Below are 26544 nucleotides of genomic sequence, written 5' to 3'. Positions count from 1 at the left end.
TCCCCGAAAGGGTCGAGCGCCCTTTCGTTTTCAGACGGCCCAGTATGGCACGTAGCGGGCATTTCTCTTTCCCTGATCGGGGTCGGCCGGCGCGATCCGACCGAGCTTGATGGATTCCGCAATAATGGCGGAGACGGCCTGATACTCCTCAGGCGCCAGCGAAAAGCGCTCCCGCAGGGTGGCGTTGCTCATATAGTCATGCGTCAACCAGCGAAGCACGCAGTGGAAAAAGCAGGCTCGCATCTTTTCGGCCTTCGACATCTGGCCAAACGCTCGCGGTGCAAACAGAACCACCCGCATCGAGTTTTCCGAGGAGAGAAAGTCCGGCGCCGGCAGGTGATCAGCCTCGATTTCGATCAGGGTCTTGTCCAGGCCGCCGCCGCGCTCTTCACAAAGACCGAACGCGCGCATGGTCGATGCGAGCTTCTCGTTGCGCGATCGTCTTTCATCGAGGATCCGATCCGTGCTGATCAGTGAGTTTCCGGGGTTCGTCACTTCAATCCGGTTCTCATAGATTTCGACCACCGGCCCGACGCCGCCCACGATGAAATCCTGGTGGATCAAGGCATTCGCAATCACTTCCCGGATCGCGGTTTCGGGGAAATGTGGCACCATCCGCCGAACGCCGCCGATGTATCGTTCTTCCTTTGGCAGCCGATCCATCAGGAATTTCATTATGCTGGTGAAGCCGACGGCGTATCCTTCCTTGGCCTCCTGCTCGAAGTCCGACTTTGACTTGTCTCGCCCTGCATATTTGACGATGCGGACAGCTTTGCCGGCGATCGACGGAAACATCGTGACATCGCGTGCAAGCAGTATCGCGCCGAGATTGGTGATGTCATAGCGTCCTTCGAGATTGTCGAGCAGGAAGCCGTACTCAATCATCTTGCGAATGATCTCATCGGGGTTTTTCGGGCGGGGATCACCGGTCAGTTGGAAAAGAGGGTCCGGATCGAGTTTGGCGAACACATCGTCGGTGGTGACGTTCGAAACCGCAACCGCGCTTTCGAAACGCCTGTGCCCTGTCGCGATCCACAGGGACCTTTCGTGTTCGGGGAAGTCGGCAAGCTTCTTCTTGTTTTCGCCAATACGGATGAATTCCGAACCGCTGAATTTTACGGGTCGCTCATAGGATGGCTCGACGGCGATGATGGAATAGGCCAATCCGCCACATTCGAAATCGAGCACATCCAGCATGATCCGCGGCTCGATCATACGACTTAGCCAGTTGGTGAAATCTTCATTGCCGTTCTTGAGCTGCTGCAGGCGCACATCGGTGCCCACGCGATCCCTTGTCCCGTCCCTGACGCCGAAGACCATGAAGGCCCTGTCGCGACCCGCCAGCATTGCCGCATTTGCAAGCGCGGAGATATATTCGCCGATCTCGCGCGGATCCTTGTTGTTGACCTTGAATTCGAGCCATGTGCTTTCATTCGGCTCCTGCAACAAGCGGTCAAGCAGGGCACAAGGATTGTGGATCGGCATTCAAGATCTCCTTTTATCCCCCTTATATCAGATTCGTCGTGCTTTGCAGCTTCTATGGTCGTGATGGATCCGAATTATGAAGCAAAAACAGTGGCATCAGAGAGCGGTTGCTCGCCCGTGTTTTATCACGGTTTTATCCGGCGGCAGGTTGCGGGTCGTCGAATTCGACCGTTCATAGGAGCCGGATTTTATATCCCCTTTTTGTCGGAAAGATAAATACTAGAGGGGCGAAACTAGAAGAAAAATAAGTAGAAACAATGGATTAAAAAATGGAATGAACAGGGGTTTATATCAAGGCTCTTTAAAAAATTGCGAAAAACTAGTCGCAGGACGGTCCAACGGCCGCCGGTTCCCTCAATCGCGCCGGTCGCCAGACCGGGCCAGCTTGGCTCGCAAGGCAGGTGTGCTTCGCTCTCCCGCAAGCCAGGTCTGCTCCGGCGCAATTGCAGCCGCCGGCCCGTCCTGCGGTTCGGAAGGTGTCTTCGAAAAGAAGATGAGGAGGCAAGGACAGTCCGTCCGCCCGAAACCGAAAGGTCATTCCCATGCAGTTGATTACAGCCGATCCGCGCAGCCTGAAGGACAATCCCGACCGGTCCCGCCAGTCTAAATCCTCACCTCAGTCCGACGCGCTGTTGTGCGCATCGATCAGGGCCATCGGCGTCGTACAGCCGCCCGTCGTCAAACTCGATCCAAAGGGCGGCAACTGCTACATCATCGTCTTCGGTCATCGCCGCGCCGCACAGGCGGTCGCCGCGGACCTTCCGGAAATCCCGCTCTTGCTGGCCGATCCCTCCGACGATCTGGGCGCCATGCAGTCCTTTGCGGAAAACATCGCCCGTGAACCGCTCAACCCGGTCGACCAGTGGCGAGCTATCGAGCGTCTGGTGGCTCTGGGATGGACCGAAGAGTCAATCGCCATGGCGTTGGCGCTCCCGAGCCGGCAGATCCGCAAGCTGCGGCTGCTTGCCAACATCCTGCCATCCATGCTCGACCAGATGGCGCGTGGCGATATGCCGAACGAGCAGCAGCTGCGCACGATCGCCGCCGCGGGTCAGGACGAGCAGGCCGAAGTCTGGAAAAAGTACAAGCCGAAGAAGCAGGACCCGCAGGTGTCATGGTGGGAGGTTGCCCGCGCACTGACCACGACCCGGATGCTGGCCAAGCATGCAAGCTTCGGTGACGAGCTAGCGCAGGCTTATGGCATCATCTGGGTTGAGGACCTGTTTGCACCCGCTGACGAGGACAGCCGCTACACCACGGATGTCGAGGCGTTTCTCGGGGCGCAACAGGAGTGGTTGGCCAACAACCTGCCGAAGCGCGGCTCGATCATCGAGGCCAATGAATATGGCCAGGCAAAGCTACCGTCCAAGGCACAACAGGTCTACGGCAAGCCGGGCAAGGGTGACCTGACCGGCTGGTACATCAACGCGCGCGACGGCTCGGTGCAGTCGGTTGCCTATCGCATGCCTGAAGTGAAGAAGCCGAAACTGGTCAAGGATGCCGATGGTGTCGAAACCCTCGTCGAGGAGGTCGAGGCACCGAAAGTGCGGCCCGATGTGACTCAGAAGGGTCTCGACATGATCGGTGATCTGCGCACCGATGCTTTGCATGAGGCGCTTGGCCGTGCGCCGATCGAGGGCGACACGCTGATGGCTCTGCTCATTCTGGCCTTCACCGGCACGAACGTGACGGTCGCCAGCGGCGCATCGGACAATCCCTATGGTCACGCCAAATGCGGCCCGCACGCCGCCCGCTTGATCGGCGAGGACGGTAAGCTCTCATTCGATCGCGAGACGCTGATGCAGGCTGCGCGGTCGGTTCTGATCGAAGTCCTGTCTCTTCGGCGCAATCGCTCCGATAGCGGTTTTATCGCCCGCATCGCCGGCGACGCCATCGGCGCTGATCAATTCCTGCCCAACATGGCGACGGAAGACTTCCTCTCATGCCTGTCGCGCAATGCGCTGGAGGCTGCAGCCGAAACAGCAGGCGTGCCCGGCCGGATCAAGGTGAAGGATACCCGTGCGGCTCTGGTCGAGCATTTTGCCGAGGGCAAACTGGTGCATCCGGCAGCGCTGCTCGCGCCCTCCGCCGAGGACGTGCGGTCGTGGGTAGGACGCTACACCAGCGCCGATAGCGGATTGGAGGATACCGCCGATCAGCCGGCCCGACGGGAGGAGGGGCACTCCGATGGAGACCTTGGCGACCATTCCGCCGCTGATGACGAAACCGGCGAGGAATTCCGCGAGGCCGCCGAATAACGCCAAACGACAGGAAACTGAACCGACGCCGCTGGCTCATGCCGGCGGCGTCTTTGTTTCGAGCAATCAGAAGGAGTTTGTCATGGCAGAAATCCATGATGAGATGACTGCCAAAAAAGCGGCGCATGAGACTGAACTTCGGGCGTTGTCCCGGCCGACGGTACGAGCTGGAGCGACAACCCCCTTGGGGCGAGGCACAGATCTCGTGGTAGTATGCTGATGGGGTCGTTCTGCATTCGACCGCCGCCCACGGCGGTTTCCATCTCGATGAGAACGCCAATGCGGCCGTCCACGCTCTTTTCCGAAATGACCACGGATTCTACGAGGAAGATTGTGAATGGGCGAAGGTCGCCCAGGCCTTTTCGCAGTTGTTCACCGTCCATGAGCGCCGGTTAGCTGATCGCACACTTCGCGACTATGACCCGGACACCTACGAGCGCGTCATGGGCGTCGCTCTCCTGGAGGGCCAGTCCCATGCCCGTGACCGACAGGAATTCGAAAGGCGACATCGCAACGACTGGGTGGTCATCGCAGCCCTCAATTCCGATCACAAGCCCGGTTTCGTCGAGTGCATCGCGACGCTGGGTGGGATCCGGAGCGAGAGCGGCGAACGGCGGTTTCTGGTTCCAGGCTCCGACTACGTGATCGGCCGCCATGGCTTCGTCATCGATCCAGTCAAGCACGAGTCACATGATGGTCCGTCCAGCTTTGAGACCTGGGCGGTGCGGCGATGACTGTCGCGTTCACTGACAGCGACCCTCCCCGAAATCAGGCAGTCGATCTCATCGAGCTCTATCGCAGGATCTCGGTATGGCAGCAGGATTGCCGCTCCCGGCGGGCAAAGCAGACACGACAAACGAAGGCGCGGTGGAAGTGCAAATTACAGCATAGCCCACCTACCAGTCGCACCCCGCATATCAATGGAGCAGCGTGAGAGCGGAACGCCTGGCCAAGGCGAGGGTGCGGTAAAGCGTTGAACGAATTGTGGAAGCTAGGGCACGGAGGCAACCGGCTTGCACTGGAGTGTGATGGAATCGAGATTTGTCAGTGCCCTCTGTGGGTGAAGCGGCGATACCAGGATCGGATTCCGATCGGCGACTGCATCATGCTGCCGAAACAGTTTGTCCGCCCGGCACAGCACCTCGGTTTTGCTGCGGTCTGACATGGGCGCATCCCGGTCAAAGGCCGCTTTCGCGCCGCGTTGCGGCGGGATCATCGCCTCGTCGCAAGGCAGGCCCGCGTCTGTCGCAGCCCGCTGAAGCGGACAGCACCATCCGCAAACCTTCCTCTCTCCTCCTGGCAATGCCCTGACCTTGGGCCGGGCCGCTGACGCCCATGTCCTTTTGCCCGCACCCGAGGGGATGAGCCGGACGAACAACCGGCACCCCGGGCTTCGCTGAAACATCGCTTTAAAAGGATCCGATCATGGCATCGCTCAACCGCTCCACCCAGAAGAACCGTCCTGCAAAATCCCAACGCGCTACCACCCTCGAAATGGTCAGGCACGCCTGCCCCGACAGTCCCCAAGCGCTGCGCATCTCCGAAAGCTTCGGCCTTGCCATCATCGACAGTGACGGGATCCGCGATCTCCACCGCAGCCAGTTGATCGAAAGCGCAGAGGCGCTCAAAGATGGCCTCGCCGAAAAGGCCATGCAGATCCACATGCAGCGCATCGTCGGCTCCTTCGTCGGATCTGCCTACGGGGCTGGGCAATTCTACAGCCGCGCGGTCACCGAGGCCCGCGATCTCACCACGAAGCTCTCCAACGATGCTAGAGACGAAGATCTCGACGGCCCGGTTGGCTTCGATAGCCGCGCCCAGCGCAAGCGCGAGTTCGCAGCCGACATGGGCCTGCAGGCCCACGTGCTTCGCATGGCAGCCGAAGGCGCCGTCTCGGCCTATGAGGACATCACCGGCGAAACCTGGAAGCCATACGAGCGCGCGGTCGAACAGCCTTCCAACTCCGTCGATAGACAAGCCGCGACTGCCCAGATGTCAGCCTTCGAATAGTATCACTGCGGGGCTTCGGCCCCGCTTTTTCATTCTCAACTGAAGCGGTCTGCCCCTATTGCGCTCATCCAAGTTCTTGGGCGAGTCCGATGAGAATCCCTTCGGGCCCGCGGATGTAGCAAAGTCGATATGCGTCCTTGTACTGAACTACTTCGCCCACAAGCTCCGCGCCGCGCGCGGAGCTTTTCAAGAGTCTCGTCGATGTCATCAACAGTGAACATGACGCGGAGGTAGCCGAGCGCGTTGACCGGAGCGTTCCGGTGATCGGCGACGACAGGCGGCGTGAGAAAGCGGGAGAGCTCGAGCCGGCTGTGGCCGTCCGGTGTGCGCATCATGGCAATCTCGACATGCTGATCGCCCAGTCCAGTGACACGTCCGGCCCATTCTCCTTCGATCGTGGCCCGTCCTTCAAGCTCAAGGCCGAGTTCGCGAAAGAAATCAATCGCCCCGCCGAGGTCTTCGACGACGATACCTACATTGTCCATCCGCTTGAGCGCCATGTTTTCAAACTCCAAGGTGTTGTTTCAATCTACAAGGTGTCGCCTCGTCTAACAAAGGACGTTTGAGGCACCTCAATGCCGACAAGTCCTCCGGGCTCGGTACGCTGCTATCCACATCAGAGGCTTGAAGAAGGACGGCAAGGCGCTCAAGCTAAAACCCACCTCGCTCGCCCGGTGAACCCCGTGCTGGGACCGTGACTATAAGTATCCAGGCATAATCAAGGACCGTGAGTTCTTTTCTCCTTGAGCCAAGTGGCCCCGGGCTTCCTTCAGTCGGGCGCGAGGTTTTGGAAGGTTGATCGAAACGGACTATTCCCTGGCCGTCTGCGGCAGCGGCCAGGCATTGCCGGCATACGTTGCCACTCCTGTCGGCTACCCAGGCTCCTTCTCCCTGGAATCATCGCGTCAATTGACGATGTGCCATATGCGTAACCTCAGGTTCGCGGGAAACCCGGCGGGGCGTTCCCAACCTGTCGCCGCCAGATGACGCCATTGTCCTATTCCTTCCAATTTGCGAACTGGCACGTCCACTGCGGTCTCGATGGGGCATGTCTGACCGAAGACCGCCTCGCCATGCTCGGCTCGACCGGCATCCGCAACGGCCGGATCGTTTTCTTCCCCTGCGCGCAAGCGCCCATTCCTTGCGAGCCAAGAAAGCCTCTCCTTTGGCCGTCCTCCACTGGCGTTTCGGCCTTTCAGGTGCGGGCCGATCGTCTCCAGTCCTATCGACTGCCATCGAGGCCGCGATGGACGCGGCCCGAACAACCGAAAAGGAATACGACAATGGCAACCATCGGCTCTTTCACCGCTTCCGGCAACGGCTTCTCCGGCACCATCAAGACCCTCAACCTCAACGTCAAGGCAACCGTCCGCGCAGTCGAGCGCGCCACCGGAAAGGGTCCGGACTTCCGCATCCTCTCAGGTAATGTCGAGTTCGGCGCAGCCTGGAAGAAGACCTCGAATGAAGGCCGCGACTACCTCTCGGTCAAGCTCGACGACCCGAGCTTCCCGGCTCCGATCTACGCAACCCTGATCGAGGTCGAAGGCGAAGAAGGCCTCTCCCTCATCTGGTCCCGGTCGAACCGGGACTGATAGCAACGAAGGCCCCGCCGAAAGGCGGGGCTCTCCACCATCGGAATCACTTGTTCAGTACATCCTTGAGCGCCTTTGCAGGCGCAAATGTCAGCTTCTTCGAAGCAGCGATTTTCACGGTCGCGCCGGTGGACGGGTTGCGGCCCTCGCGCTCTGGCGACGCCTTGACCTTGAATCTCCCGAAGCCTGGGATGGAGCTTTCAGCGCCGGAGCCGGCGGCATCAGCGATCGCCTTGAACACGGCCTCGACGATACCTTTGGCCTGGACCTTCGTCAGGCTGTTGTCGGCCGCGATCTTGTCGGCAATTTCATTTGTGGTGGTCATTGAATTCCCTCGCATCATCTAAGAAGACGCAATTCCTGTCAGCTTGCGATGAGCTTGTCATTGACGCGGTGCGGCGAGGAATGCCGGATAGCCGGGATTTCCACAGGTGGTTTCGGTCTATAGCCTCTATTTCGCTTTTGGCGGAGGAGTTCGAGGAACAGACCGATGGCCTGCTTCTCTTCATTGAAGATGTGCACCTTCTGCTGGCCGTGTGTCCCAATCCTTCCCCAGCGACGCACCAGCGACACTTCCCCGAACAATGTCGGCTGGACAGCGAGCACGTAGAACCGTGCCATGTTCTTCTCAGGCTCGATACGCTCGACATAGAGGTGATAGGGCTGAACGATCATCCAACGAGAATCGCGCGTTCAGATTCTGGCGTCCAATGAGAGTTTTGAATCGGATAGGCAACATCGATTCACAACAGTGATCCGTCCGCGCTCGGATCATTCTTACCAACTCCGGCGCGATCGTTGCCACTTCCGGCCAACTCTTCGCCGATGAGGACACCACCGACCGAACGCCGATCGCGGTAGACGATACGGAGCTTCCGACCGAAGCGATCTTCATCTCTGGCAGCCACTTTAAACGATAGAGGACCCGAATGGAGGACGTCGAGCAGATGTTGTTTCGCCGCAAGGCCCAGGTCGCGTTCGCGGCGGCATCTCGGCGGGCTGAGCTCGGGCGCGTCGATGTCGGCGATCCTGATTTTCCCGCCTCGGAACCAGAAGGTATCGCCATCCACCACGCAGGTAATCCTTTCCCGCTTCCGCAAACAGAAAACGCTCCGCTGCTGCTATTTGATGGCTGGGCTGACACCCCGGACGTGAAGTGGCAGACGGCCACGGCGGCGATGGCCGACGAAACTCTCAATCTCATTCCTCCTCAGCTCCTGGTGTCGGAGCGGCCTTATGGCTTTTGGCACCTTCTGTGGCTTGCCTATGAAAATGGCGGAGAGAGCACATGGAGCCGGCTTGTCGCCGGGCACGGACGCGGCCCCCGACCGGGGCCGCGGGCTATCTCTCTCTGACGTCGAATTTTGCACCCGCCACTCCGGCGTCAAGGACGAGCGGTGCCCCCAATTTTCAGCCGCCGCCCCGCAGGGCGCCGCCAGAAAATCGGCACCCCCACTCGCCGCCCTGCGGCCGCGTTCCGCGGTCCCTGACCCCTCGCGCCTACGGTGCAGACCCCTTCCGTCAGAAAGACGAAAGGAGACTTCCATGACAAATCGGAAAATCATCACTATCGATGGCGGCAGCGCCGAATATTGGAGGCAGCGCAAGGAGGGCTTTCGCCTCATCTACGCGGCGGAACGTGCCGCAAAGCGGCTGGAAACCGCGCCGATGTACCTTCACGGCGGCTACGACGAAGATGGCGACGTCATCGCCATCGAGAACCTCGGACCCTACGACGACATGGACGATGCGATCCGGGCAATCAAGGGCAACGAGACAGCGGTGAGCATCCTCGTCGCGCAACGTTGCACGCAGATCGGCAACTATCCGATCAACGCGGTCATCGACGCGCTGCTGCCGGAGCACGGAGGTTTCGAGGACCCTGACTGAAATCCGGTCCGGGAACCCGACACCGATTGAGGTCAAGACGGGAGGCGGTCACGGCCGCCTCTCGTTTTTGCTTCGACGTCGGGAGCCAGGCCAGCCGGATCGACCGGCCGTCCTGACTGTTGAAAGATGGCGAGCCCCCTCTCAACACTCACCCCATGAAGGAAGGGCAAGCCCCTCCTTCAAACATCCTCCCATGGGGAAAGGGGACGGTTCCCTCCACCCTTTCCCCAAACCCCTATCCCTCTCCCGGACGGCGGCCTTCGGCCAGCTTTGAAGAGTGCAAACTCGCCATCGCCCATTCGCGATGTCCCGTGCGAGTGTCATTCGCGCGACCCGATCCGGCAGATCTGCCGAGTGGGTGGCTGCAAGTCCAGTCCGGTATCCCAGGAAGCCGTCATGGGCATCAGGCAGTGGACGATTTCGCATCGCTGTCTGTCGCGCTTTCCGTCCATTCCTGCCGCTTTCGTTTTCCGGTCGTGGACCGAATGCGGTTCAGGACCGGTGGCAGAAACGGAACATCTTTCCAGGTGACTTCTCCTTCGAAGAGCATCTTGCTGTTTCTATTGCGCCAGTTCACCTCGCGCCTTGTGACAAAGGGCGGTGCGATTTCGGCAAGAGCTCCGAGCGAGCCGAGCACCAACGTGCAGAAGATGCCAGCGGTTTTGATTACGGCGTCACCAAGAGGCGGCAGCACCTGTAGGCTGACGATCGTAATCGCTCCCAGAAACGGTGTGACGACGATGAAGACAACCCAAATCATCAAGGGGCCGATGAGTGGGTACCAGGCTCTTCGCCAATGGTGCATCTGTATTCCTCTCGTTTAGTTACGGCTGCGACGGCGATTCTTCCGTCGATGCGGTGCGAATTTCTGATTTCGATCGGTGGAACCGATTCACGCCGACGCACGCCTTCATGTCGTCGCGCCGGAACCAGATTGCCCGGCCGCAGCGCAAAGGCGCGTTGCCGGCGGTAAAGACGATCTGCTCGTCGGCTCGCATGCGCATGACCTCATGCGGCAGGATCAGACGCCGGCTCGAAAGCTGCTTCGACCGCGAGCGCGACGACCCCTTCATTCCGGTCGACCGGTTCGTCTGGTCGACCTCGATCGTGGTGTCGCCACAGCGCTTCGAGATGTAGTCGGCTGTATCAGGATCGTTGATCGCCGCAAACGAGATCCATGATGCCGACTCGAACCATTTCGATGTGGCGTCCCGACCGCCATAGGCCTCACGCATCTGCCCGAGACTCTGGAAGATCAGCGTCAGCGAGATGCCGTATTTGCGACCGGCATCTCGCGCGGTTTCAAGGATGCGCAGATAGCCGAGACGAGCGACCTCATCGAGCAGAAACAGCGTCCTGCCGGACACCTCACCATTGCGATTATAGATCGCATTCAGTAACGCGCCGATCACGACGCGGGCAAGGCCCGGATGGGCCTCCAGCACCTTCAGGTCGAGCGCAATGAAGATGTCAGTATCACCCCTGGCGAGATCGTCGGTCGAGAAGCTGTCACCCGATACCAGAGCGGCATAGTTCGGATAGGAAAGCCAGTGCGTTTCCTTCACGGCGTTGGCATAGACGCCGGAGAAAGTCTCCGGCGTCATGTTGACGAAGACGGCGACGTTTTCGCGAACGAAATCTGATTCCGACTGTTCGTAAATCCGTGTCAGCCGCTCGCGCAGCTTTGGTTCCGGCTCGGAGAGGTTGGCCCGGACGCGGCGCAGCGTCTGATCCTTATCTTCCGTATGCCCTGACAGGCAGACGTCGGCGATCAAAGCGGTCAGGAGCTGCATGGCGGAAGCCCGGAAAAAGTCGTCACGGGCGGACGCAGCCCGCGCGTTGTCGGTCATGATCCATGTCGCGACCGCGACGATGTCCTCCTCCTTCGTGCCGCCGAAGCGGCCGATCCAATCGAGCGCGTTGAAGCCGATGGCGGGCGTGGCGGGATCGAGCACGATGACCTTGCGGCCCGCCTTGCGCCTGTGCTTGACGACCATCGGCGCGACCTCGCTCGACGGATCGAGCACGATCAGGCCGCCGCCCCATTTGAGCGCGGTCGGGATCGTCACCGACGTTGTCTTGAAACCGCCGGAGCCGGCAAAAATGATGCCATGCGACGAGCCGAACGAGCCGTCGAAGCACAGCAGCGGAGACTTGCCGCCCACCCCCCATGTCTCGCGCCGATCGGCCCGGAAGGACATGGCCGCAACGCTGTCCCGGTCGACGCGGTAGCGCTCGCCGACGACGATGCCGCCCGCATCCGGAAACAGTCTTCCGGCCTCGGCCACGCCCATCCAGTCCGCCTCGCCATGGACGGCCCGCTTGCCGCGAATACGCCGCGGCGCCGGACTGGCAAAAGCCGCGTTGCCGCGAAGCCCGACGCGCAGCGCGAAGACGCCGGCGAGGACGGTGACGGACGCGCCAAGCATCGTCGCCGGGTCCGCGTAAGCAAGTACGGATTGTCCGCACGGCACGTTGGCTGCGATGTCGGAAAGGCGGAGCGCCTCGCGGATCACCGCGACGATGACAGCCGCCACGCTTCCGCTGACGACGCTCCATCCGGCCAGCTTGATGTTGGCAGTGCCATTGGCCGCGAACAGGAAGATCGTGCCGATCGCAGCTGCCGTCGCATAGGGCAGTGCGAGGCCGGTCCGCCCCAGCATCAGCTTTGCCTGCGCCGTCTTTCCGAACGCAGCCAACCACTGCTCGATCCCAGGCATGAGGATCACCGCGACGATCATGATCGTCACCGGGACGACGGCGAGGAGAACTCTATTCGCCGTCACGACCGAAAACCTCCGCACCGATCGCGGCCAGACGCGATCGCTCCGTATCGTCGCCCTTGATGCGGCGACTTGCGTCGATCAGCAAGCCGAGCAGCAGCGCCCTTTTCTCGTAGCGCAGTCCGGCCTTGACGATCAGGCCGCCGAGCTCGATTTTCTCGCGGGTGTCCTTCTTTCGGGCGTCGGTCGTTGAGGTCCGGCGCATTCGCTCAAGCCTCACTACTGTTGCCCGTAATCGCGCAAGACGCGAGCGTTGCGGCCATCTCGCCGGCGGTCCTGCCGTCACCGGCATTTTTCCTTCCGGAAGTGCTTCCCTTGCTTCCGCGAAAGCGTCCGGCAATGTTCTCGAATGCCGCCTGAAGTTCTGCCTCCTCGATCTCGATTTCGCCGAGACCCGCTTTCAGCGCGATCCGGCCGATCCGCTCGGCCTCGCGGGTCTCGGCCTGCCTGAGTTGGTCCTGCAGGCGGGCGATTTCTTCGCGTATCTTCGATGACGGTTTTTTCATTCCGGTCGCATCTCCGTGAAGTCTTGCGGCGTAGTTGTCGCTGCAAGACTTCCTCAAAAGCACGGCCGAAGGAACGTGCAGATTTGCACGTCGGCAAAGCCGACACTTTGGAAGATGATCCCGCCGTTCCGAAGGAGCGGATCCAAGCGCGCAATTATACGTCGCTGACGCGACGCCTTGCTCAGAGGCCGACCATGGCCTAACCGCTCCCGCCGAACGACGTTCAAACGGGAGCTTTTACCGCCGTGGCCATCGCCCACTTCTCAGCCAGTATCGTCAGCCGCGGCGACGGCCGCAGCGTGGTGCTGTCCGCGGCCTACCGGCACTGCGCCAAGATGGAATACGAGCGCGAGGCCCGCACCATCGACTACACCCGGAAAGAGGGGCTCCTGCACGAGGAGTTCGTCCTCCCCGCAGTTGCGCCGCAATGGGTGAAAGCGCTCATTGCGGACCGTGCGGTTTCGGGCGCCGTCGAAGCCTTCTGGAACAAGGTGGAGGCTTTCGAGAAGCGCGCCGACGCGCAGCTTGCCCGGGATTTGACCATTGCACTTCCGCTGGAGCTTTCGCCCGATCAGAACATCGCACTCGTGCGGGATTTCGTCGAAAAACACATCCTCGCAAAAGGCATGGTCGCCGATTGGGTCTATCACGACAATCCGGGCAATCCGCATATCCATCTGATGACGACTTTACGGCCGCTGACCGAAGACGGTTTCGGGGCCAAGAAGGTGGCGGTCATCGGCGAGGACGGCCAGCCGGTTCGCACGAAATCAGGAAAAATCCTCTATGAGCTCTGGGCCGGTTCGACTGATGATTTCAACGTCCTGCGCGATGGATGGTTCGAACGCCTGAACCATCATCTGGCGCTGAACGGTGTCGATCTGCGCATCGATGGCCGGTCGTACGAAAAGCAGGGCATCGACCTGGAGCCGACGATCCATCTCGGCGTCGGCGCGAAAGCGATCGAGCGAAAGGCGGAGAAGCAAGGCGTTCGGCCGGAGCTCGAGCGGCTCGAACTCAACGAGGAGCGGCGCGGGGAAAACACGCGCCGGATTTTGCGCCGGCCAGAGATAGTGCTCGACCTCGTGACCCGCGAGAAGAGCGTCTTCGATGAACGCGATGTCGCTAGGGTGCTGTACCGCTATGTCGACGATCCTGCTCTCTTCCAGCAGCTTCTGGCGCGCATCATCCAGAGTCCGGAAGCACTTCGCCTGCAGCGCGAGGCGATCGCGTTCGCGACCGGGGAGAGGGTGCCTGCCCGCTACACCACGCGCGAGCTGATCCGGCTCGAAGCCGGGATGGCGCGGCGGTCGGTCTGGCTCTCCGGCCGTGAAACGCATGGCGTCGACGACAAGGTGCTTGCGGCGACGTTTGCGCGCCATTCGCGCCTGTCGGAAGAACAGCGAACCGCCATCGAGCATGTCGCGGGTCCGGCGCGCATCGCCGCTGTCGTCGGCCGCGCCGGTGCGGGCAAGACCACGATGATGAAGGCGGCTCGCGAGGCATGGGAACTCGCCGGTTACCGCGTCGTCGGTGGCGCTCTTGCCGGCAAGGCGGCGGAGGGCTTGGAGAAGGAAGCCGCTATTCTCAGCCGTACGCTGGCATCCTGGGAGCTGAGCTGGAAGCAAGGTCGCGACACGCTCGACGCAAAGACCGTCTTCGTTATGGACGAGGCGGGCATGGTCGCCTCCAGGCAGATGGCCGGCTTCGTCGAGGCCGTGGTCAGGGCCGGCGCCAAGCTGGTGCTCGTCGGCGACCCGGAACAGCTGCAGCCGATCGAGGCGGGTGCTGCCTTCCGCGCGATCGCCGACCGCATCGGATATGCCGAGCTTGAGACGATCTATCGCCAGCGTGAGGACTGGATGCGCAAGGCCTCGCTTGACCTTGCACGCGGCAAGGTCACTGACGCGGTTTCAGCCTATCGCGCCAACGGCAAGGTGATCGGACTGACGCTCAAGTCCGAGGCGATCGAGAGCCTGATCGCCGACTGGAACCACGACTACGATCCCGCGAAGTCCATGCTGATGCTCGCGCATCTGCGCCGTGACGTGCGTATGCTCAACGAGCTTGCGCGCGAGAAACTGGTCGAGCGTGGGATCGTCGGAGAGGGCCATGTCTTCAGAACCGCCGAGGGTGTCCGACGTTTCGACGCCGGCGACCAGATCGTTTTCCTGAAGAACGAGGGCTCGCTTGGCGTGAAAAACGGCACGATCGGCCGTGTCGTCGAGGCGGCGTCCAACCTGATCGTCGCGGTTGTCGGCGAAGGCGATCATCGCAGGCAGGTGACGGTCGAGGGCCGTTTCTACAACAACCTCGATCATGGCTATGCCACCACGATCCACAAGAGCCAAGGCGCTACGGTCGACAGGGTGAAGGTGCTGGCTTCCCTCTCGCTCGACCGGCACCTCACCTATGTGGCGATGACGCGACATCGCGAGGATCTGAAGCTCTATTACGGCCGTCGCTCATTTGCCTTCAATGGTGGTTTGACGAAGATCCTGTCTCGGCGGAACGCCAAGGAAACCACGCTTGATTACGAGCGCGCCCAGCTCTACCGGCACGCGCTGGCTTTCGCCGACAACCGCGGCCTGCACATTGTTCAGGTGGCGCGCACGCTGCTGCGCGACAGGCTCGACTGGACGCTGCGGCAGAAGAGCAGGATCGCCGATCTGGCGGTGCGGTTGGCCGCAGCCGTCGAGCGTCTCGGCCTGCTGCAATTCCCTCACAAACAAACGAGAAAGGAGGCCCGTCCCATGGTCGCCGGCGTCACGCAATTCCCCAGCTCCGTTGCCGATCGCGTCGGGCAGAAACTTGGATCCGATCCCGCTCTGAAGAAGCAATGGGAAGAGGTCTCGGCTCGCTTCCGCTACGTGTTCGCCGACCCGGAAGCGGCCTTCCGGGCGATGAACTTCGATGCGATCCTGACCGACAAGGATATGGCCCGGCAGGCACTGCAGAAGCTTGACTCCGATCCAGTTTCCATCGGTCCATTGAAAGGCAAAACCGGCCTTCTCGCCTCGAAGTCGGACCGCCAAGCCCGTCGCGTCGCTGACGTCAACGTGTCGGCGCTGAAGCGCGATATCGAGCGCTATCTCCAGATGCGAGAAAGCGCGGTGCAGCGCATCGAGAGCGATGAGAAGACACTGCGTGAGCGCGTGTCGATCGATATCCCGGCGCTGTCGCCCGCCGCGCAGAGCGTGCTGGAGCGGGTGCGCGATGCAATCGACCGCAACGATTTGCCCTCGGCGCTCGGATACGCGCTCAGCAACCGCGAAACCAAGGCTGAGATCGATGGTTTTGGCAAGGCGGTGACCGAGCGGTTCGGCGAGCGGACCCTGCTGACCAACGCCGCGCGCGCTCCCCAAGGCCAGCTGTTCGACAAGCTCTCAGAGGGGCTGGCACCTCAGGAGAAGGAGCGGCTGAAAGACGCTTGGCCGGTCATGCGGACGGCGCAGCAACTATCGGCCCATGAGCGCATGGTGGCAACGCTGAAGCAGGTGGAAGACCTGAAGCTCGCTCAGCGTCAGACGCCGGTGATCAAGCAATGAGCAGGCGAGGGGTGATTGTGTTCGTCACTGCGAGCGCGAGCGTCATGGCAGCTCTCGCAGGGACCGGGTTTATAGGCAGCGTCAGGCTGAACCTGACGCCGAGCGAACCGCTTGGTATCTGGCACATCGAGCATTTTGGTCGAGACCCCCTCGTTGGTGATCTCGTGTTTATCTGCCCTCCGCCCACGCCGCAGTTTGAGGAGGCTTGGCAGCGCGGTTATCTCCGGCGCGGGCTGTGTGCCGGCGGCTTTGCTCCCGTCATCAAGAGCGTTGCAGCGCTTTCCGGCCAGAGCATTGCGATCGGCGACACTGTCAAGATAGACGGCGCTGTTCTCAGCGCATCACGCGTCCGCAAAAGCGACGGGCAAGGTCGACCGATCGTCCCTTATTCCGGCGGCATCGTGCCACCGGGTCAGCTGTTTCTCCACTCATCCTTTGCGAGCTCCTATGACTCCCGATATTTTGGCCCGATTCCGATCAGCGGCCTCCTCGGCCTTGCCAAGCCGATCCTCACCTTCGATCCGTGACCGCTGGCACGGACCGATCCTGGTCGCGCTGTCGATCGCGGTGGGCACCGTCGGCTGGAGCGGAAACATGCTGGCCCTTCCGGTCGCCATGTTCTTTCCATTGCTCTGGGCGAAATCGCCGACGCGTGTGGTGGCGGCTAGAGTCTCGGCGGGGTATTTTCTGGCGGCCTCGCGTGGGCTGCCGCAGGGGGTCGCTAACTTCTATGCCTCCGATCTATGGCCGGGGCTGTTGCTGTGGATCGTCGCCTCGCTTGGCTTCGTGATCGTCCATACGGTGCTCTGGAAAGATCGTCCGGGAAAGGGAAGGGCGCTCCGCTATGTGCTGGCCGCGGTGCTGATGGCAGTCCCTCCGTTCGGTATCCTTGGATGGGCGCATCCGATCACTGGCGCTGGCGTGCTGTTTCCGGGATGGGGGTGGGCTGGTTTCGGCGTAGCTGCAGCCGGCCTCATCGTCATGACGACACGACGGTGGCCGGCTGCCGCCAGTGCCTTCGCAGGCTTCTGGCTCTGGTCCGCCGCAACGTGGACAGGTCCGGGTCTACCGGAAGGATGGCGAGGCGTCGACCTCGAACAGGGGGAAGCTCTTGGTCGAGACACTTCGCTCGAGCAGCAGCGTGACCTGATCGCAACAGTGAAGCGTACGGCAGCTGATGGCGCCCGTGTTGTCGTTCTTCCCGAAAGCAGCCTTGGTTTCTGGACCCCGACTGTCGAGCGTCTCTGGCAGGGAGAGCTGGCGGATAACGACGTCACCGTGATCGCCGGCGCGTCAGTCGTCGAGCGCGGCGGTTATGACAATGTCCTGGTCGCGATCTCTGGTGACAGCGGACGGATCCTCTATCACCAGCGCATGCCGGTTCCTGTGTCGATGTGGCAGCCGTGGCTTGGCTGGAGCGGGCAAGGCGGCGGCGCGCGGGCTGGCTTTTTCACCGACCCCGTCGTCGAACTCGGTGGCCAGAGGATCGCGCCGCTGATCTGCTACGAGCAGCTCATCGTCTGGCCTGTCCTGCAGTCGATGCTGCACAGGCCGGACATGATTGTCGCCGTCGGCAACGGCTGGTGGACATCGGGCACATCGATCATCGCGATCCAGAACGCCAGCACCACCGCCTGGGCACGGCTGTTCGACTTGCCCCTCGTCACCGCCTTCAACAGCCAAGCAGAGGAATAGCAACTATGGTCGATGCCGCTCTTATCCGGCAATGCGCCGATCCGACCTTGAAACCTGCCATCGTCGAAAAGTTCATCGAACAGGTCGGGTCGCCCGATCCGCTTGCTATTTCGGTTCGCTCGGGAAACCGGGTCATCCTCGTGCCGCAGGCGAAAACACCCGAGGAGGCGATGGAACTGATCGGGGAGTATGTCGGACAGGCTGTCGTACGTGCGGGGATCACGCAATATCCTGCCGGTCTGGGGATCAAGGACGCCTCGGAGTTGACCCCGGACCTTGTCGACGCTTGCAAGAATATCCGCATGGGCACGGCGCTGTTCGGCAAGGTCTACCGCATCGTCACCAAATGGTACGGCAACGCGGTCGACGAGGCGTTCGAGGACGCTATCATCTCCTGGGAGAGCGGATATTTCGAGGGAAAGGCCGTGTTCACGGCGCCTGATCCTGGCGAGGTAAAACTCGCGGAGCCGAAGCAAGACGACCCGGGCATCGAGCCGGCTGTGGATGCCAGTGCGAAGCCACAGGACCAAGGAGGCCTGGGCGCTTCGAAAGCCGACGGTGCAAGCGATCCAAACAGGGCAGGGATGCGCATCGATCTCTCCGGAATCGGGGGCTCGAGATAGACCGGATTTCCGCCGTTTCACAAATGAAACGGCGATTATTCAACGCGGAATACGCCCACACCAAGCGGGATGGCAGATCCCCCGATATGCGGGGACAGTTAACCCGACGCACTTCTCGAAAGGAAACCAATGGAAGATCGACAACCGTCGCCATTGTCATGGTCGTTGGCGATATTGCGAAGAGTAGGCAGCCCAGCGGACTTGAGTGTTGCCATCGCCCATATTCGAGACCGGTATCGTTTTGTTCATCTGGTCTTTTTGGTGGTCCGCCCCGCCAATCGAGCAGACGCCTACCCCTTCTATTGCACGACATATCCGGAGGAATGGACATCCCTTTATCTTCGAAAAAACTATTTCGAGATCGACCCTGTCATCGAGCTCAGCCGCACCGGCTTCCTGCCCGTCGATTGGTCAAATCTCGATCGGAGATCTCCAGGGACGCGCGGCTTTTTCAAAGAGGCGGAGTCATTCGACATTGGCCGGCACGGTCTGACGGTGCCAATCAGAGGCCCGAGTGGCGAACGCAGCCTGTTTTCGGTGACGTCGAATTTGCCGGGGGCTGAGTGGCGAAAATTGCGTATTTCAAGCAACCACGATCTTCAGGTTCTCTCACATTACCTGCATGAGAAGGTGCTGTCCGTGTCCGGGCTGCAGAAGAATGGCGGCTACCGGACACTATCCCGGCGGGAACAGGAATGTCTTCAACTCCTGGCGCGCGGCCTCGTTACGAAGCGCGTCGCCGCGAGACTGCAGATTTCGGAGCATACCGTACGCCTCTACCTCAAGTTAGCCAAACGCAAACTCGATGCCACGACGACGTATCAGGCCATCGCGAGGGCAAGCTTCCTTGAAATAATCGAGACCTGATAGCGCGCAAAGATCAACCGTCGACCACATCTCATCAGCCGGAGGGTTAATTTGACGATGCCCTTTGTGTTCTTGCATGTGTCATCCCAGTGGGAATTCGGATGAAAGCCGCCGCAATCAAGCAAAGTATCGTATTGCATTTTGCGATACATGGCCTTATCTTTCGCTCAAGGAGATAAGCCATGGCCACGACCTTCGAACGCAAGGAATACCCTATCGCAATGCGTCTGCCTGCTGCGGACGTTGCAATGATTGATCGTGCAGCCAGCCTACGTGGCCGTTCACGTACCGACTTTGTGCGCGACGCCGCCGTGCGCGCGGCCGAAGAGGTCGTCATGGAGCAGCGATTGATCCGCATGAGCCCTGAAGGATTCACCGAGTTCATGGAAGTCCTGTCCCGTCCCGCAATTTCGGTTCCAGAGATGGTGGAGCTTGCCAAGCGACCCGCCCCCTGGGAGCCGGGTTATGAGCCGAAGCGGTAAGCCGTGGCTTTATCGGCTCCTGAACCGCTCGCGGTCACGCACAATGTCTCCGAATTCTCCTGCGGCAAGCCGACGCTCGATCACTGGCTGACGACACGCGCCCTCTCCAATCAGCAGAAGGGCTTCACCGCCGTGCTCGTCGTTCATGAGGCGGGGCGCGTCGTCGGATATTACGGTCTGGCGCCGACTGCTATAGTGCCAGCGATCCTGCCACGCTCAATCCGCACCGGACAACCGCCTGATCCGGTTCCTTGCCTTCTCCTTGGCCAGCTTGCAACGGACGAAGCCTGGGCGGGGCAGGGGATTGGAACGGGCTTGGTCAAGCACGCGCTCCAGCGTTGCGTTCAAGCTGCCGGACTGATCGGTGGGCGGGCCCTTATGGTCAATGCCGTCGACGAGGAGGCCGCTGAATTTTGGCGGCGGCGAGGCTTCATTCCTTCAAAGGACGACACACTCGTCCTCTTTCGCTCAATCGCAGACATCGCCGCATCGCTGGCCAATTTCTAGCAACCATTTACCCGAGCAATATGGGCTTCTACCATTTCACGTAGCAGGGCGGGTGGATGTCCTGTGTGCGATGACACGGCAGAAACACCCGCTCAACCACCGAATTCGCTGTTTCCGCGCTTTTGAGCACACCGCTCGAGCAAGCAAAAGTTGCGAGTCAATCTCCCGATATCGGTAGATTGCGTCGAGGCTCCTCGGCAATCAACTCTACGCAATCACTTTTAGTCGCGAAAAACGCCCTCGGCAGGGGGCGATTGGCGGACCGGTGATGCCTGTTCCGAAAATCGAATTAGGGCGGCACCTGTCGTTCGGCTTGAAACGAGGATCGCACCATGGTGGACAGCAAGACAATAGATGCCTGGCGGAAGGCTCCGCGCCTCAATTCGTTTGCAACCTTCTTTGAACAAACAGCCAGCGGATTGGGAGGGGCACCCAACCTGGGCAGACCGGAGCCTGATATGGCCCTCCTGTCGTTCGATCTCGACTGCATGACATTCTGGGATACGCACCGGCGTTTGTGGGGACATTTCGACAGCCACTATTTTGCAAGCATTCCCTATCGGCTAGAGGAGGAGTGTCGCCTGGGTGCAGCCATTCTCTCGTTTGGGGAGAAGAGCTGGGCGCGCAACGGACGCCCTGCGACGATCTATACCCTGGGGGCCGGCGCCGGCACTCTTGCAAGAGCGCTGGCAAAGCTTGGTGACGGCCGCCTAAAAACCCTCAATTGCAGTCCCACGGACGGCAACCGCGTCTCCTTTTTCGCCCGGAGAGGCAGCGACGATGCGCAGTTTTACCACGGACCGTTCTTCGAACTGGACGATGCGCGGTACGCGACAGATGAAACGCTTCAGCCTTTCCAGGACGGATATGATGTCCTGCTCGAAGACACGACGTTCCAGATGTACGGCCGTGACAGGGACAATCAAACCGGCTTCATCGCGCCCCGCGTCCGGCCCGATGGCGTGTTGGTTCAGGTGCAAAAGCTCGCCCACGGAAACACCGAGGCCTATCTTGAACGAGAGCGCCAAAAGGACGAGGTGTTCAAGTCGAGGTTTTTTACCAAAAGGCAGATTGTCGAGAAGAAGCGCGGTGTTCTGGATACGATGTTCGACTTCCAGGTCGACCTGAAGACATCGGGATCGGCTCTCCAATCTTACTTCCGGTATGCCGTCGTCACGTGGAATAGCGGGAATTTCTACACGATCGTCTCATCCAATTCCTTGAATTCGCTGCAAGACTTTGTCACTTCGATGGTGAAACCGGCGATACCGCCAGAGTTTTGCCACGAGCAGGTGCCGCACATCCTCGTAAATGACGAGAAAAATCCGATGCTAGCAGACTGGGCATGGCGGCCGCCGCAGTCGATCAGCAGCGAAACCTGAACGGTCGCTTCCTCATGCGGGATCAGCAAAAATGAGCAAAGAGCTGTCGAGTGCCACGAGCGGTCAAAGTGCTGCGGAGGATGTAAGACAGGCGTTGTCTTCTCTTATGCCCAACCTTGCCCGGTTCTGGGCGCTTCCGCTCAAGGACTACGCATCTGCAGTTTACGCAGAAGGCCGCCGCGGCCGATGTTCGGTTCGCGACGACGCGATGATTCGGCTTCGGACATTTGTCGTTCGTATCGCGTTGAGGTCAGGGGCCAGTCAGGACGATGCAGAGGAAGCAGGCCGGCAAATAGCTGCATCGCCGGTCATACAAACCGGTCCTCACTGTCATTTGCTGATCGAGCCCGATGCTTTCTACACACACCTGTTCAGCGCACTCGGCCTTACCGCCCACGCCCACCGGTGGCACATCTGCTACAACTCTTCGACGGTGAAGTTCATAGAGAAGTCAAAAAAGGGCCCCGGATGGCTTTCGTTTGGCGGCGAGGTGGTGAACGTGTTCGGCCTGTCTCGAAGCCGGATGGATCCTTACAGTATTTGTGGCTTCAATGGGCCTTATCGCTTCACGCTGGCGGGGCAAAATGGCGGCGGATCCGCCAATCCGGCAGTTGCTCGGCTCAAGGCCATTTTGCCTGACATGGACTTTCCGTCGGCAGCCGAGGCGATCAGAGCCGCCAATCAGGTCCTATGGCGGCGATCGTTTCCGCCGTCTCTCCGGCTGCTGCAATTTGACGATATCGATGTTGCCGATCTTGTCGCGGACCATTTTGAGGATCCGGCTTCGTGGCTGTCATCTCGCTTTGCCGGCGGTGGCCTGATCGCGGAAAGCATGTTGCGGGCGCTGGAGCGGCTGAATAGCGGTCCGTGGGCAGGATGGGTCCGCCAATCAACCGATTTTTTCTGGGGATTGGAGGACGGACGGATATTCCCCTTGCGTTTGCAGGACGGCGTTCTTTCAGGAGGATCCCCTTCGTTCGATGAGGTGAGATTTGATCGGGAGAGCATCGCGGCCTCGCTGCGCCAGCGCAAATTGGTGCCGAATCTGCTTATGACGTTTCTGGTGACGTCGATCCTGCCCGGCATTCGTGTTCTCGGCGGATGTCGGCAGACCGTCTATTATCCCCTTATGCGGTACCTTGTTGCTACCGCACTCGATGTCTCCAGCGATCGGGAGCTTCTGGATGCGCTACATGCTGACGAGCAGCCCGGGATGTGGGGGCACCGCGTCTTGCGCCCAAACGACGGCTCACCGTTCAAGGAGATCGAAGAGAACGGATCTGCGTTGGAGGTGGGCGCCAGATACGGCGCCCATTCGCTAGAGGATGCCGCTGGCGACCTTGCCAGTTTCACCAGCGATCCAATCTGGGCGGAGCTATCCGCGCATATCAGGGCTGAAGCCATTCACCCTGATTCGGCGGAGTGGCAGTGGGCATAGTCCTCGCAGCCGCGGGCGCGGATGCCGACTGGAAAGCTTGGGAAGAGAATGCCCCTCCTTCGGCTTGTGATTAATTGGGTTCGATATTCTCTCCGGTCGGAACCTATTTTGTCTTTCTGGAGCGTGTCATGGACCTAGAGCGAGCATTGATAAGGCAACTGTCCCCCGACGAGATCGAAGTCTTCCGGCGTATTCGGCTGGAATCCCTTCGTTGCGAACCGGCTTCCTTCGCAAGCAGATTTGAGGATTGGGTCATGCTCCCTGATGAGGCATGGCGCAGAAGACTAGCTGATCCCGTCTTTGTCGCGTTCAGCAATAGCGAGCCTGTTGGTATTATGGGCCTACTGCCTCAACGCCCGAGAAAGATGGCCCATCGGGCCACACTTGTCATGGTTTACCTGCGTGAGAGTTTCCGTGGAACAGGTCTTGCCAGAGACCTTCTGGCCGCGGTCGTCGATTTTGCAAGGCATGAGGAAATTTTGCAGCTTGAACTTGCGGTCAGTGCCGAAACTCCCGGGGCTATTGGTTTTTATCACCGGGAAGGTTTCTCCGAAGTCGGGAGGATCCCCGGCGGGCTATTGGACGGCGGCAGGGAAATTGACGACGTCATCATGGTGAGGCGACTGAGATCGTAGCACCGACGAGACGTTAGCGACAGAGAACAGAATCCTTGATGGGCAGGCGAACCTCTAGCGATCAGCGCGCTTGCGGGTTTTTGTAATTCATCATATATGAGTTATTGTGACGCTATAATCATCGTATCTGGATTATTATCATGGGATCGCCGAAATCAAAGTCCGCTCTCGAAAGGCTTGGCCATGACATCCGCGGCGCTCGTTTGCGGCGCGGCATCGCCGTGGCAGATTTGGCGGTGCGCGCGGGCACATCGCCGAGCACCGTCGCGCGCTTGGAAAAGGGGGATCCCGGTGTCGGAATCGGAACGCTCGCCGATATCATGGTCGTGCTTGGTCTTGTCGACCGACTGGCCGACCTGATTGATATCCGCAAGGATGATCTGGGTCTGGTATTGACCATCGAACGCCAGCCGCGCCGCGGACGGTCTTTTGCGACCACACTAAGTAGGCAGAAGGCGAAGGGAAAGACGGCACAGGATGATCTGGATGTCATCGACCCGGACGGCGCGGCTTTCTGATGCCCGACTTCAACGCCCATGTCGTTCTCGGCGAGAGCCTGACACCCGTTGGTCAGCTGCGTTTCACGCAGGCCGGGCCGCGTCAGTTCTCGACCTTCGCCTATGACCCCGCCTGGATCGAGAATCCCCGCGCCTTTGCCGTGCAGCCAACCTTTCCTCTTGAAGCTGGGCCATTTCACGCATCCGGACAGGCGGAAAACAAGCGCGATGCACTGGCGGGAGCCTTCGCCGACGCCGCGCCGGACAGCTGGGGCCGCAGGCTTCTCGAGCGCGCCTATGGTAATGGCCTTTCCGAGTTCGAATATCTGACGTTGTCCGATGACACCTGCCGGCAGGGCGCGTTGCGGTTTCTGGACGATAGGGGAGAAATCATCCGAGGTGGCACGGCCGACGCCGTACCGCGTCTGGTCGATCTGGAGGCCATCACCGCCATCGCCCGGGCCTATGAGCAGGGCAAGGAAGTATCCCCCGAGGACATTCAGGCGCTCGCCGGCGCGGGCGGTTCCGGCGGTGCGCGTCCCAAGGCCAACGTCCGGGATGGCGACACGCTCTGGCTCGCCAAGTTCACCTCGGTTCATGACCAGCAGCCAATCGAATGCGTCGAAGTTGCCACGCTCCGCCTCGCGCGGGCCTGCGGGATACGCACGCCGGAGGTCAGGCTGGAACTAGCTGATACGTCATTCCCGGTGGCTCTAGTCCAGCGTTTCGATCGGCGCGGAACCGCGCGGGTTCCCTACATCTCGGCCCGCACTGCTTTGGGGAAGACGGGAACCGAACTCGGTTCCTATACGGAGATCGTCGATTTCATGCGGGCAAATGCTGCCGATCCGCAGGCCGATTTCCGCGAACTCTTTCTGCGCCTGATCTTCACCATCCTCGTGTCGAACAAGGATGACCATCTGAAGAACCACGGTTTCCTTTATGTGGGGTCTGGTCGCTGGCGACTGTCCCCGGCTTTCGACGTGAATCCTGCACCTGACCGCAATCCGCATCTCGAAACGGCAATTCTTGAGGGCGGCGCTCATGACCGGTCGATCCGTCTGGCCTTCGAAGCCTGCGAGTTCTTCGAGATCGCCGAGACAGATGCGCGTCAGATGATTCGCAAAACGGCGCAGCGCATTTCCGTGGCATGGCGAGATGCGCTTCGACAAGTGGGCGTCGCCGGTACCCTAGCGCGTGAATATGAAGCCGCCTTCGTAAACGAACAGACTGAAATAGCACTCACTTTTTGATTTTCATATATGTTCGAAAGAACGCGATAACGCGTCATATACGACATACTGCGCCTGCGCGGTGCTGACCAAGGCCGACTTAGACAAGGCGATGAAAACCATTATTTTTCATGACGGTCGCTGGGTCACGGCAAGATGGCAGACTCGGTAAATTTCGAACGGAGTTCAACATCGAGCCCCTCGACAATTTTAATTAATAAACGCACGTGTTGCATAATCTACACGCGCCTCCAAAAACGAGCATGCAGATCACCTATAGCAGTGCTACTTTTCGCTGTATTTTTCTTGAAAGGTGGTATTGAGCCGATCAGGCCCATGATCGGCCACACCTCGTGAGGTGTTTTTTCATGAATATTTGATGATCTGCCGAATGGGCAAGGGCCACCTTGCGCAAGCATACGGCTTTGACCTTGGGAAGTTTTTCATGACGACCGCCAATGCGACGTTTGCAGTCAAGACTCTGGCATCCGTAGTTTTTCTCTCCTCAATGTTGTTCGCATCACTGGCAATAGCTGAAGATCAGTCGGGGGCGACCGCGGGCGCAGGTACCCAGCAGAGTATCAATGCGACAGCAAACGAACAGCAACAGCCGGCTCCGCAGGCCCGCGTGCAAAAATTCGACGACTGGTACTATCGCTGCATCGACGGCAAGGCAGCTGACGGTGCGGCGACCACGCATTGCGAAGTGGCGCAGATCGCGACGGTGAAGCAGGGTGACCAGGACGTCAATGTGCTGACGCTCGCCATCGCCAAAGCTGATGCACCGGCCGCGCCGGACAAGAAGGCAGGCAAGCAGCCGGCGAGCGATCTGGTGCTGACCGCGCTCGTGCCGCTCAACATGTATCTGCCGGCAGGCTTGAGCATCGACGCGGCTGATAAGCCGGCCGTGCAGCTGGCCTATCGCAACTGCAACCAGGCCGGCTGCTGGTCACAGCAGAAGCTGGACACCAAGACGATCTCAGCGCTTGCCAAGGCGGCGGATGGGGTTGGTCATGTGCAGATGATGAATGGCCAGAAGGTCAACATCAAGTTCTCCCTGAAGGGTCTGTCGGCGGCACTGGATGCGCTGCAGAAGTCTGCCTCCAACTAACGC

At 60.2% G+C, this 26544-nt stretch carries 26 protein-coding genes and 1 pseudogene; 19 read left to right on the top strand and 8 right to left on the bottom strand.

The features are described 5' to 3' along the window. Positions 1-30: 30 nt before the first annotated feature. Positions 31-1485: an ATP-binding protein gene (locus JTP94_RS10890; RefSeq protein WP_204850503.1), complete on the bottom strand. Its 1455-nt coding sequence runs from the start codon at positions 1483-1485 to the stop codon at positions 31-33. Between the two features lie 542 nt (positions 1486-2027). Here JTP94_RS10890 and JTP94_RS10885 point away from each other — a divergent pair. From JTP94_RS10885 to JTP94_RS10875, 3 genes are all read left to right on the top strand, one after another. Continuing rightward, positions 2028-3743 carry a ParB N-terminal domain-containing protein gene (locus JTP94_RS10885; RefSeq protein WP_204850502.1) on the top strand — a complete coding sequence of 572 codons (1716 nt, stop codon included), beginning with the start codon at positions 2028-2030 and terminating at the stop codon, positions 3741-3743. Positions 3744-3973: 230 nt separating this feature from the next. Beyond that, positions 3974-4477 (top strand): DUF7007 domain-containing protein, encoded by a 504-nt coding sequence (locus tag JTP94_RS36030; protein WP_409456601.1) that lies wholly within the window; start codon positions 3974-3976, stop codon positions 4475-4477. 691 nt (positions 4478-5168) lie between these two features. Further along, the gene (locus JTP94_RS10875; protein ID WP_204850501.1) at positions 5169-5753 is read left to right on the top strand and encodes a hypothetical protein; all 585 of its coding nucleotides are present in this window, start codon (positions 5169-5171) and stop codon (positions 5751-5753) included. Between the two features lie 64 nt (positions 5754-5817). Here JTP94_RS10875 and JTP94_RS10870 read toward each other — a convergent pair. Next, positions 5818-6253 (bottom strand): annotated as a pseudogene (locus JTP94_RS10870) (VOC family protein). A 783-nt stretch (positions 6254-7036) separates the two neighbouring features. On the opposite strand from JTP94_RS10870, the gene JTP94_RS10865 reads away from it, so the two are divergent. Next, the gene (locus JTP94_RS10865; protein WP_204850500.1) at positions 7037-7345 is read left to right on the top strand and encodes a DUF736 domain-containing protein; all 309 of its coding nucleotides are present in this window, start codon (positions 7037-7039) and stop codon (positions 7343-7345) included. A 46-nt stretch (positions 7346-7391) separates the two neighbouring features. On the opposite strand, the gene JTP94_RS10860 is transcribed toward JTP94_RS10865, so the two are convergent. Beyond that, on the bottom strand, positions 7392-7670 hold the full coding sequence (locus JTP94_RS10860) for an HU family DNA-binding protein (RefSeq protein WP_204850499.1): 279 nt from the start codon (positions 7668-7670) through the stop codon (positions 7392-7394). A 38-nt stretch (positions 7671-7708) separates the two neighbouring features. Further along, on the bottom strand, positions 7709-8020 hold the full coding sequence (locus JTP94_RS10855) for a WGR domain-containing protein (RefSeq protein WP_204850498.1): 312 nt from the start codon (positions 8018-8020) through the stop codon (positions 7709-7711). Between the two features lie 254 nt (positions 8021-8274). Here JTP94_RS10855 and JTP94_RS10850 point away from each other — a divergent pair, with 254 nt between their 5' ends. Together JTP94_RS10850 and JTP94_RS10845 are read left to right on the top strand one after the other, a co-directional pair. Continuing rightward, a complete protein-coding gene (locus JTP94_RS10850) occupies positions 8275-8700 on the top strand; it encodes a hypothetical protein (protein ID WP_204850497.1) in 426 nt (141 codons plus the stop codon). A gap of 190 nt (positions 8701-8890) precedes the next feature. Then, entirely contained in the window at positions 8891-9235 is a 345-nt protein-coding gene (locus JTP94_RS10845) for a hypothetical protein (protein WP_204850496.1), read from the top strand. 403 nt (positions 9236-9638) lie between these two features. Here JTP94_RS10845 and JTP94_RS10840 read toward each other — a convergent pair whose 3' ends face one another. The 4 genes from JTP94_RS10840 to traC are packed head-to-tail and all read right to left on the bottom strand — an operon-like array spanning position 9639 to position 12524. After that, complete coding sequence (locus JTP94_RS10840) at positions 9639-10040, bottom strand: hypothetical protein (protein ID WP_204850495.1); 402 nt, start codon at positions 10038-10040, stop codon at positions 9639-9641. A 19-nt stretch (positions 10041-10059) separates the two neighbouring features. Beyond that, the gene (traG, locus tag JTP94_RS10835) at positions 10060-12021 is read right to left on the bottom strand and encodes a Ti-type conjugative transfer system protein TraG (RefSeq protein ID WP_204850494.1); all 1962 of its coding nucleotides are present in this window, start codon (positions 12019-12021) and stop codon (positions 10060-10062) included. After that, positions 12008-12223, bottom strand: coding sequence for a type IV conjugative transfer system coupling protein TraD (traD, locus tag JTP94_RS10830; RefSeq protein ID WP_204850493.1), 216 nt, complete (start codon positions 12221-12223; stop codon positions 12008-12010). Before traD ends, traG begins: the two co-directional genes overlap by 14 nt. Before the next feature lie 4 nt (positions 12224-12227). Further along, entirely contained in the window at positions 12228-12524 is a 297-nt protein-coding gene (gene traC / locus JTP94_RS10825) for a conjugal transfer protein TraC (protein ID WP_204850492.1), read from the bottom strand. A 245-nt stretch (positions 12525-12769) separates the two neighbouring features. Here traC and traA point away from each other — a divergent pair, with 245 nt between their 5' ends. The 13 genes from traA to JTP94_RS10760 all read left to right on the top strand — a co-directional run bounded on the left by traA (position 12770) and on the right by JTP94_RS10760 (position 26541). Further along, the gene (traA, locus tag JTP94_RS10820) at positions 12770-16072 is read left to right on the top strand and encodes a Ti-type conjugative transfer relaxase TraA (protein ID WP_204850491.1); all 3303 of its coding nucleotides are present in this window, start codon (positions 12770-12772) and stop codon (positions 16070-16072) included. After that, on the top strand, positions 16069-16599 hold the full coding sequence (gene traF, locus JTP94_RS10815; RefSeq protein WP_204850490.1) for a conjugative transfer signal peptidase TraF: 531 nt from the start codon (positions 16069-16071) through the stop codon (positions 16597-16599). Before traA ends, traF begins: the two co-directional genes overlap by 4 nt. Then, positions 16520-17767, top strand: a complete 1248-nt coding sequence (locus JTP94_RS10810; RefSeq protein ID WP_204850489.1) for a conjugal transfer protein TraB — start codon at positions 16520-16522, stop codon at positions 17765-17767. The genes traF and JTP94_RS10810 overlap by 80 nt, the downstream gene beginning before the upstream one ends. Before the next feature lie 5 nt (positions 17768-17772). Further along, positions 17773-18390, top strand: a complete 618-nt coding sequence (locus JTP94_RS10805) for a TraH family protein (RefSeq protein WP_204850488.1) — start codon at positions 17773-17775, stop codon at positions 18388-18390. A gap of 201 nt (positions 18391-18591) precedes the next feature. Next, positions 18592-19257, top strand: coding sequence for a LuxR family transcriptional regulator (locus JTP94_RS10800; protein WP_246754805.1), 666 nt, complete (start codon positions 18592-18594; stop codon positions 19255-19257). 182 nt (positions 19258-19439) lie between these two features. Continuing rightward, the gene (locus JTP94_RS10795) at positions 19440-19739 is read left to right on the top strand and encodes a DUF1778 domain-containing protein (RefSeq protein ID WP_204850486.1); all 300 of its coding nucleotides are present in this window, start codon (positions 19440-19442) and stop codon (positions 19737-19739) included. A gap of 3 nt (positions 19740-19742) precedes the next feature. After that, positions 19743-20246 carry a GNAT family N-acetyltransferase gene (locus JTP94_RS10790; RefSeq protein WP_204850485.1) on the top strand — a complete coding sequence of 168 codons (504 nt, stop codon included), beginning with the start codon at positions 19743-19745 and terminating at the stop codon, positions 20244-20246. Between the two features lie 332 nt (positions 20247-20578). Continuing rightward, positions 20579-21628, top strand: coding sequence for a class I SAM-dependent methyltransferase (locus JTP94_RS10785; protein WP_204850484.1), 1050 nt, complete (start codon positions 20579-20581; stop codon positions 21626-21628). 31 nt (positions 21629-21659) lie between these two features. After that, on the top strand, positions 21660-23066 hold the full coding sequence (locus tag JTP94_RS10780; protein WP_204850483.1) for a hypothetical protein: 1407 nt from the start codon (positions 21660-21662) through the stop codon (positions 23064-23066). A 128-nt stretch (positions 23067-23194) separates the two neighbouring features. Further along, complete coding sequence (locus JTP94_RS10775; protein WP_204850482.1) at positions 23195-23701, top strand: GNAT family N-acetyltransferase; 507 nt, start codon at positions 23195-23197, stop codon at positions 23699-23701. Between the two features lie 140 nt (positions 23702-23841). Beyond that, positions 23842-24219, top strand: a complete 378-nt coding sequence (locus tag JTP94_RS10770) for a helix-turn-helix domain-containing protein (RefSeq protein WP_204850481.1) — start codon at positions 23842-23844, stop codon at positions 24217-24219. Continuing rightward, positions 24219-25451 (top strand): type II toxin-antitoxin system HipA family toxin, encoded by a 1233-nt coding sequence (locus JTP94_RS10765; RefSeq protein WP_204850480.1) that lies wholly within the window; start codon positions 24219-24221, stop codon positions 25449-25451. Before JTP94_RS10770 ends, JTP94_RS10765 begins: the two co-directional genes overlap by 1 nt. A 424-nt stretch (positions 25452-25875) precedes the next feature. Continuing rightward, positions 25876-26541 (top strand): invasion associated locus B family protein, encoded by a 666-nt coding sequence (locus JTP94_RS10760; RefSeq protein ID WP_204850479.1) that lies wholly within the window; start codon positions 25876-25878, stop codon positions 26539-26541. Positions 26542-26544 lie beyond the last annotated feature (3 nt).

The organism is Martinezella lusitana, from assembly GCF_016901135.1.
GTDB lineage: Bacteria > Pseudomonadota > Alphaproteobacteria > Rhizobiales > Rhizobiaceae > Rhizobium > Rhizobium lusitanum_D.
This window is presented reverse-complemented; position numbering and strand designations above follow the sequence as displayed.

Coding starts and splice junctions, on each gene's coding strand:
- traF (WP_204850490.1), top strand. CDS start 16,069: ATGAGCAGGCGAGGGGTGATTGTGTTCGTCACTGCGAGCGCGAGCGTC.
- JTP94_RS10810 (WP_204850489.1), top strand. CDS start 16,520: ATGACTCCCGATATTTTGGCCCGATTCCGATCAGCGGCCTCCTCGGCC.
- JTP94_RS10855 (WP_204850498.1), bottom strand. CDS start 8,020: ATGATCGTTCAGCCCTATCACCTCTATGTCGAGCGTATCGAGCCTGAG.
- JTP94_RS10875 (WP_204850501.1), top strand. CDS start 5,169: ATGGCATCGCTCAACCGCTCCACCCAGAAGAACCGTCCTGCAAAATCC.
- traD (WP_204850493.1), bottom strand. CDS start 12,223: ATGCGCCGGACCTCAACGACCGACGCCCGAAAGAAGGACACCCGCGAG.
- JTP94_RS10845 (WP_204850496.1), top strand. CDS start 8,891: ATGACAAATCGGAAAATCATCACTATCGATGGCGGCAGCGCCGAATAT.
- JTP94_RS10850 (WP_204850497.1), top strand. CDS start 8,275: ATGGAGGACGTCGAGCAGATGTTGTTTCGCCGCAAGGCCCAGGTCGCG.
- JTP94_RS10865 (WP_204850500.1), top strand. CDS start 7,037: ATGGCAACCATCGGCTCTTTCACCGCTTCCGGCAACGGCTTCTCCGGC.
- JTP94_RS10885 (WP_204850502.1), top strand. CDS start 2,028: ATGCAGTTGATTACAGCCGATCCGCGCAGCCTGAAGGACAATCCCGAC.
- JTP94_RS10775 (WP_204850482.1), top strand. CDS start 23,195: ATGGACCTAGAGCGAGCATTGATAAGGCAACTGTCCCCCGACGAGATC.
- JTP94_RS10805 (WP_204850488.1), top strand. CDS start 17,773: ATGGTCGATGCCGCTCTTATCCGGCAATGCGCCGATCCGACCTTGAAA.
- JTP94_RS10890 (WP_204850503.1), bottom strand. CDS start 1,485: ATGCCGATCCACAATCCTTGTGCCCTGCTTGACCGCTTGTTGCAGGAG.
- JTP94_RS10765 (WP_204850480.1), top strand. CDS start 24,219: ATGCCCGACTTCAACGCCCATGTCGTTCTCGGCGAGAGCCTGACACCC.
- JTP94_RS10760 (WP_204850479.1), top strand. CDS start 25,876: ATGACGACCGCCAATGCGACGTTTGCAGTCAAGACTCTGGCATCCGTA.
- JTP94_RS10860 (WP_204850499.1), bottom strand. CDS start 7,670: ATGACCACCACAAATGAAATTGCCGACAAGATCGCGGCCGACAACAGC.
- JTP94_RS10780 (WP_204850483.1), top strand. CDS start 21,660: ATGAGCAAAGAGCTGTCGAGTGCCACGAGCGGTCAAAGTGCTGCGGAG.
- JTP94_RS10795 (WP_204850486.1), top strand. CDS start 19,440: ATGGCCACGACCTTCGAACGCAAGGAATACCCTATCGCAATGCGTCTG.
- JTP94_RS10770 (WP_204850481.1), top strand. CDS start 23,842: ATGGGATCGCCGAAATCAAAGTCCGCTCTCGAAAGGCTTGGCCATGAC.
- JTP94_RS10785 (WP_204850484.1), top strand. CDS start 20,579: ATGGTGGACAGCAAGACAATAGATGCCTGGCGGAAGGCTCCGCGCCTC.
- JTP94_RS10840 (WP_204850495.1), bottom strand. CDS start 10,040: ATGCACCATTGGCGAAGAGCCTGGTACCCACTCATCGGCCCCTTGATG.
- traC (WP_204850492.1), bottom strand. CDS start 12,524: ATGAAAAAACCGTCATCGAAGATACGCGAAGAAATCGCCCGCCTGCAG.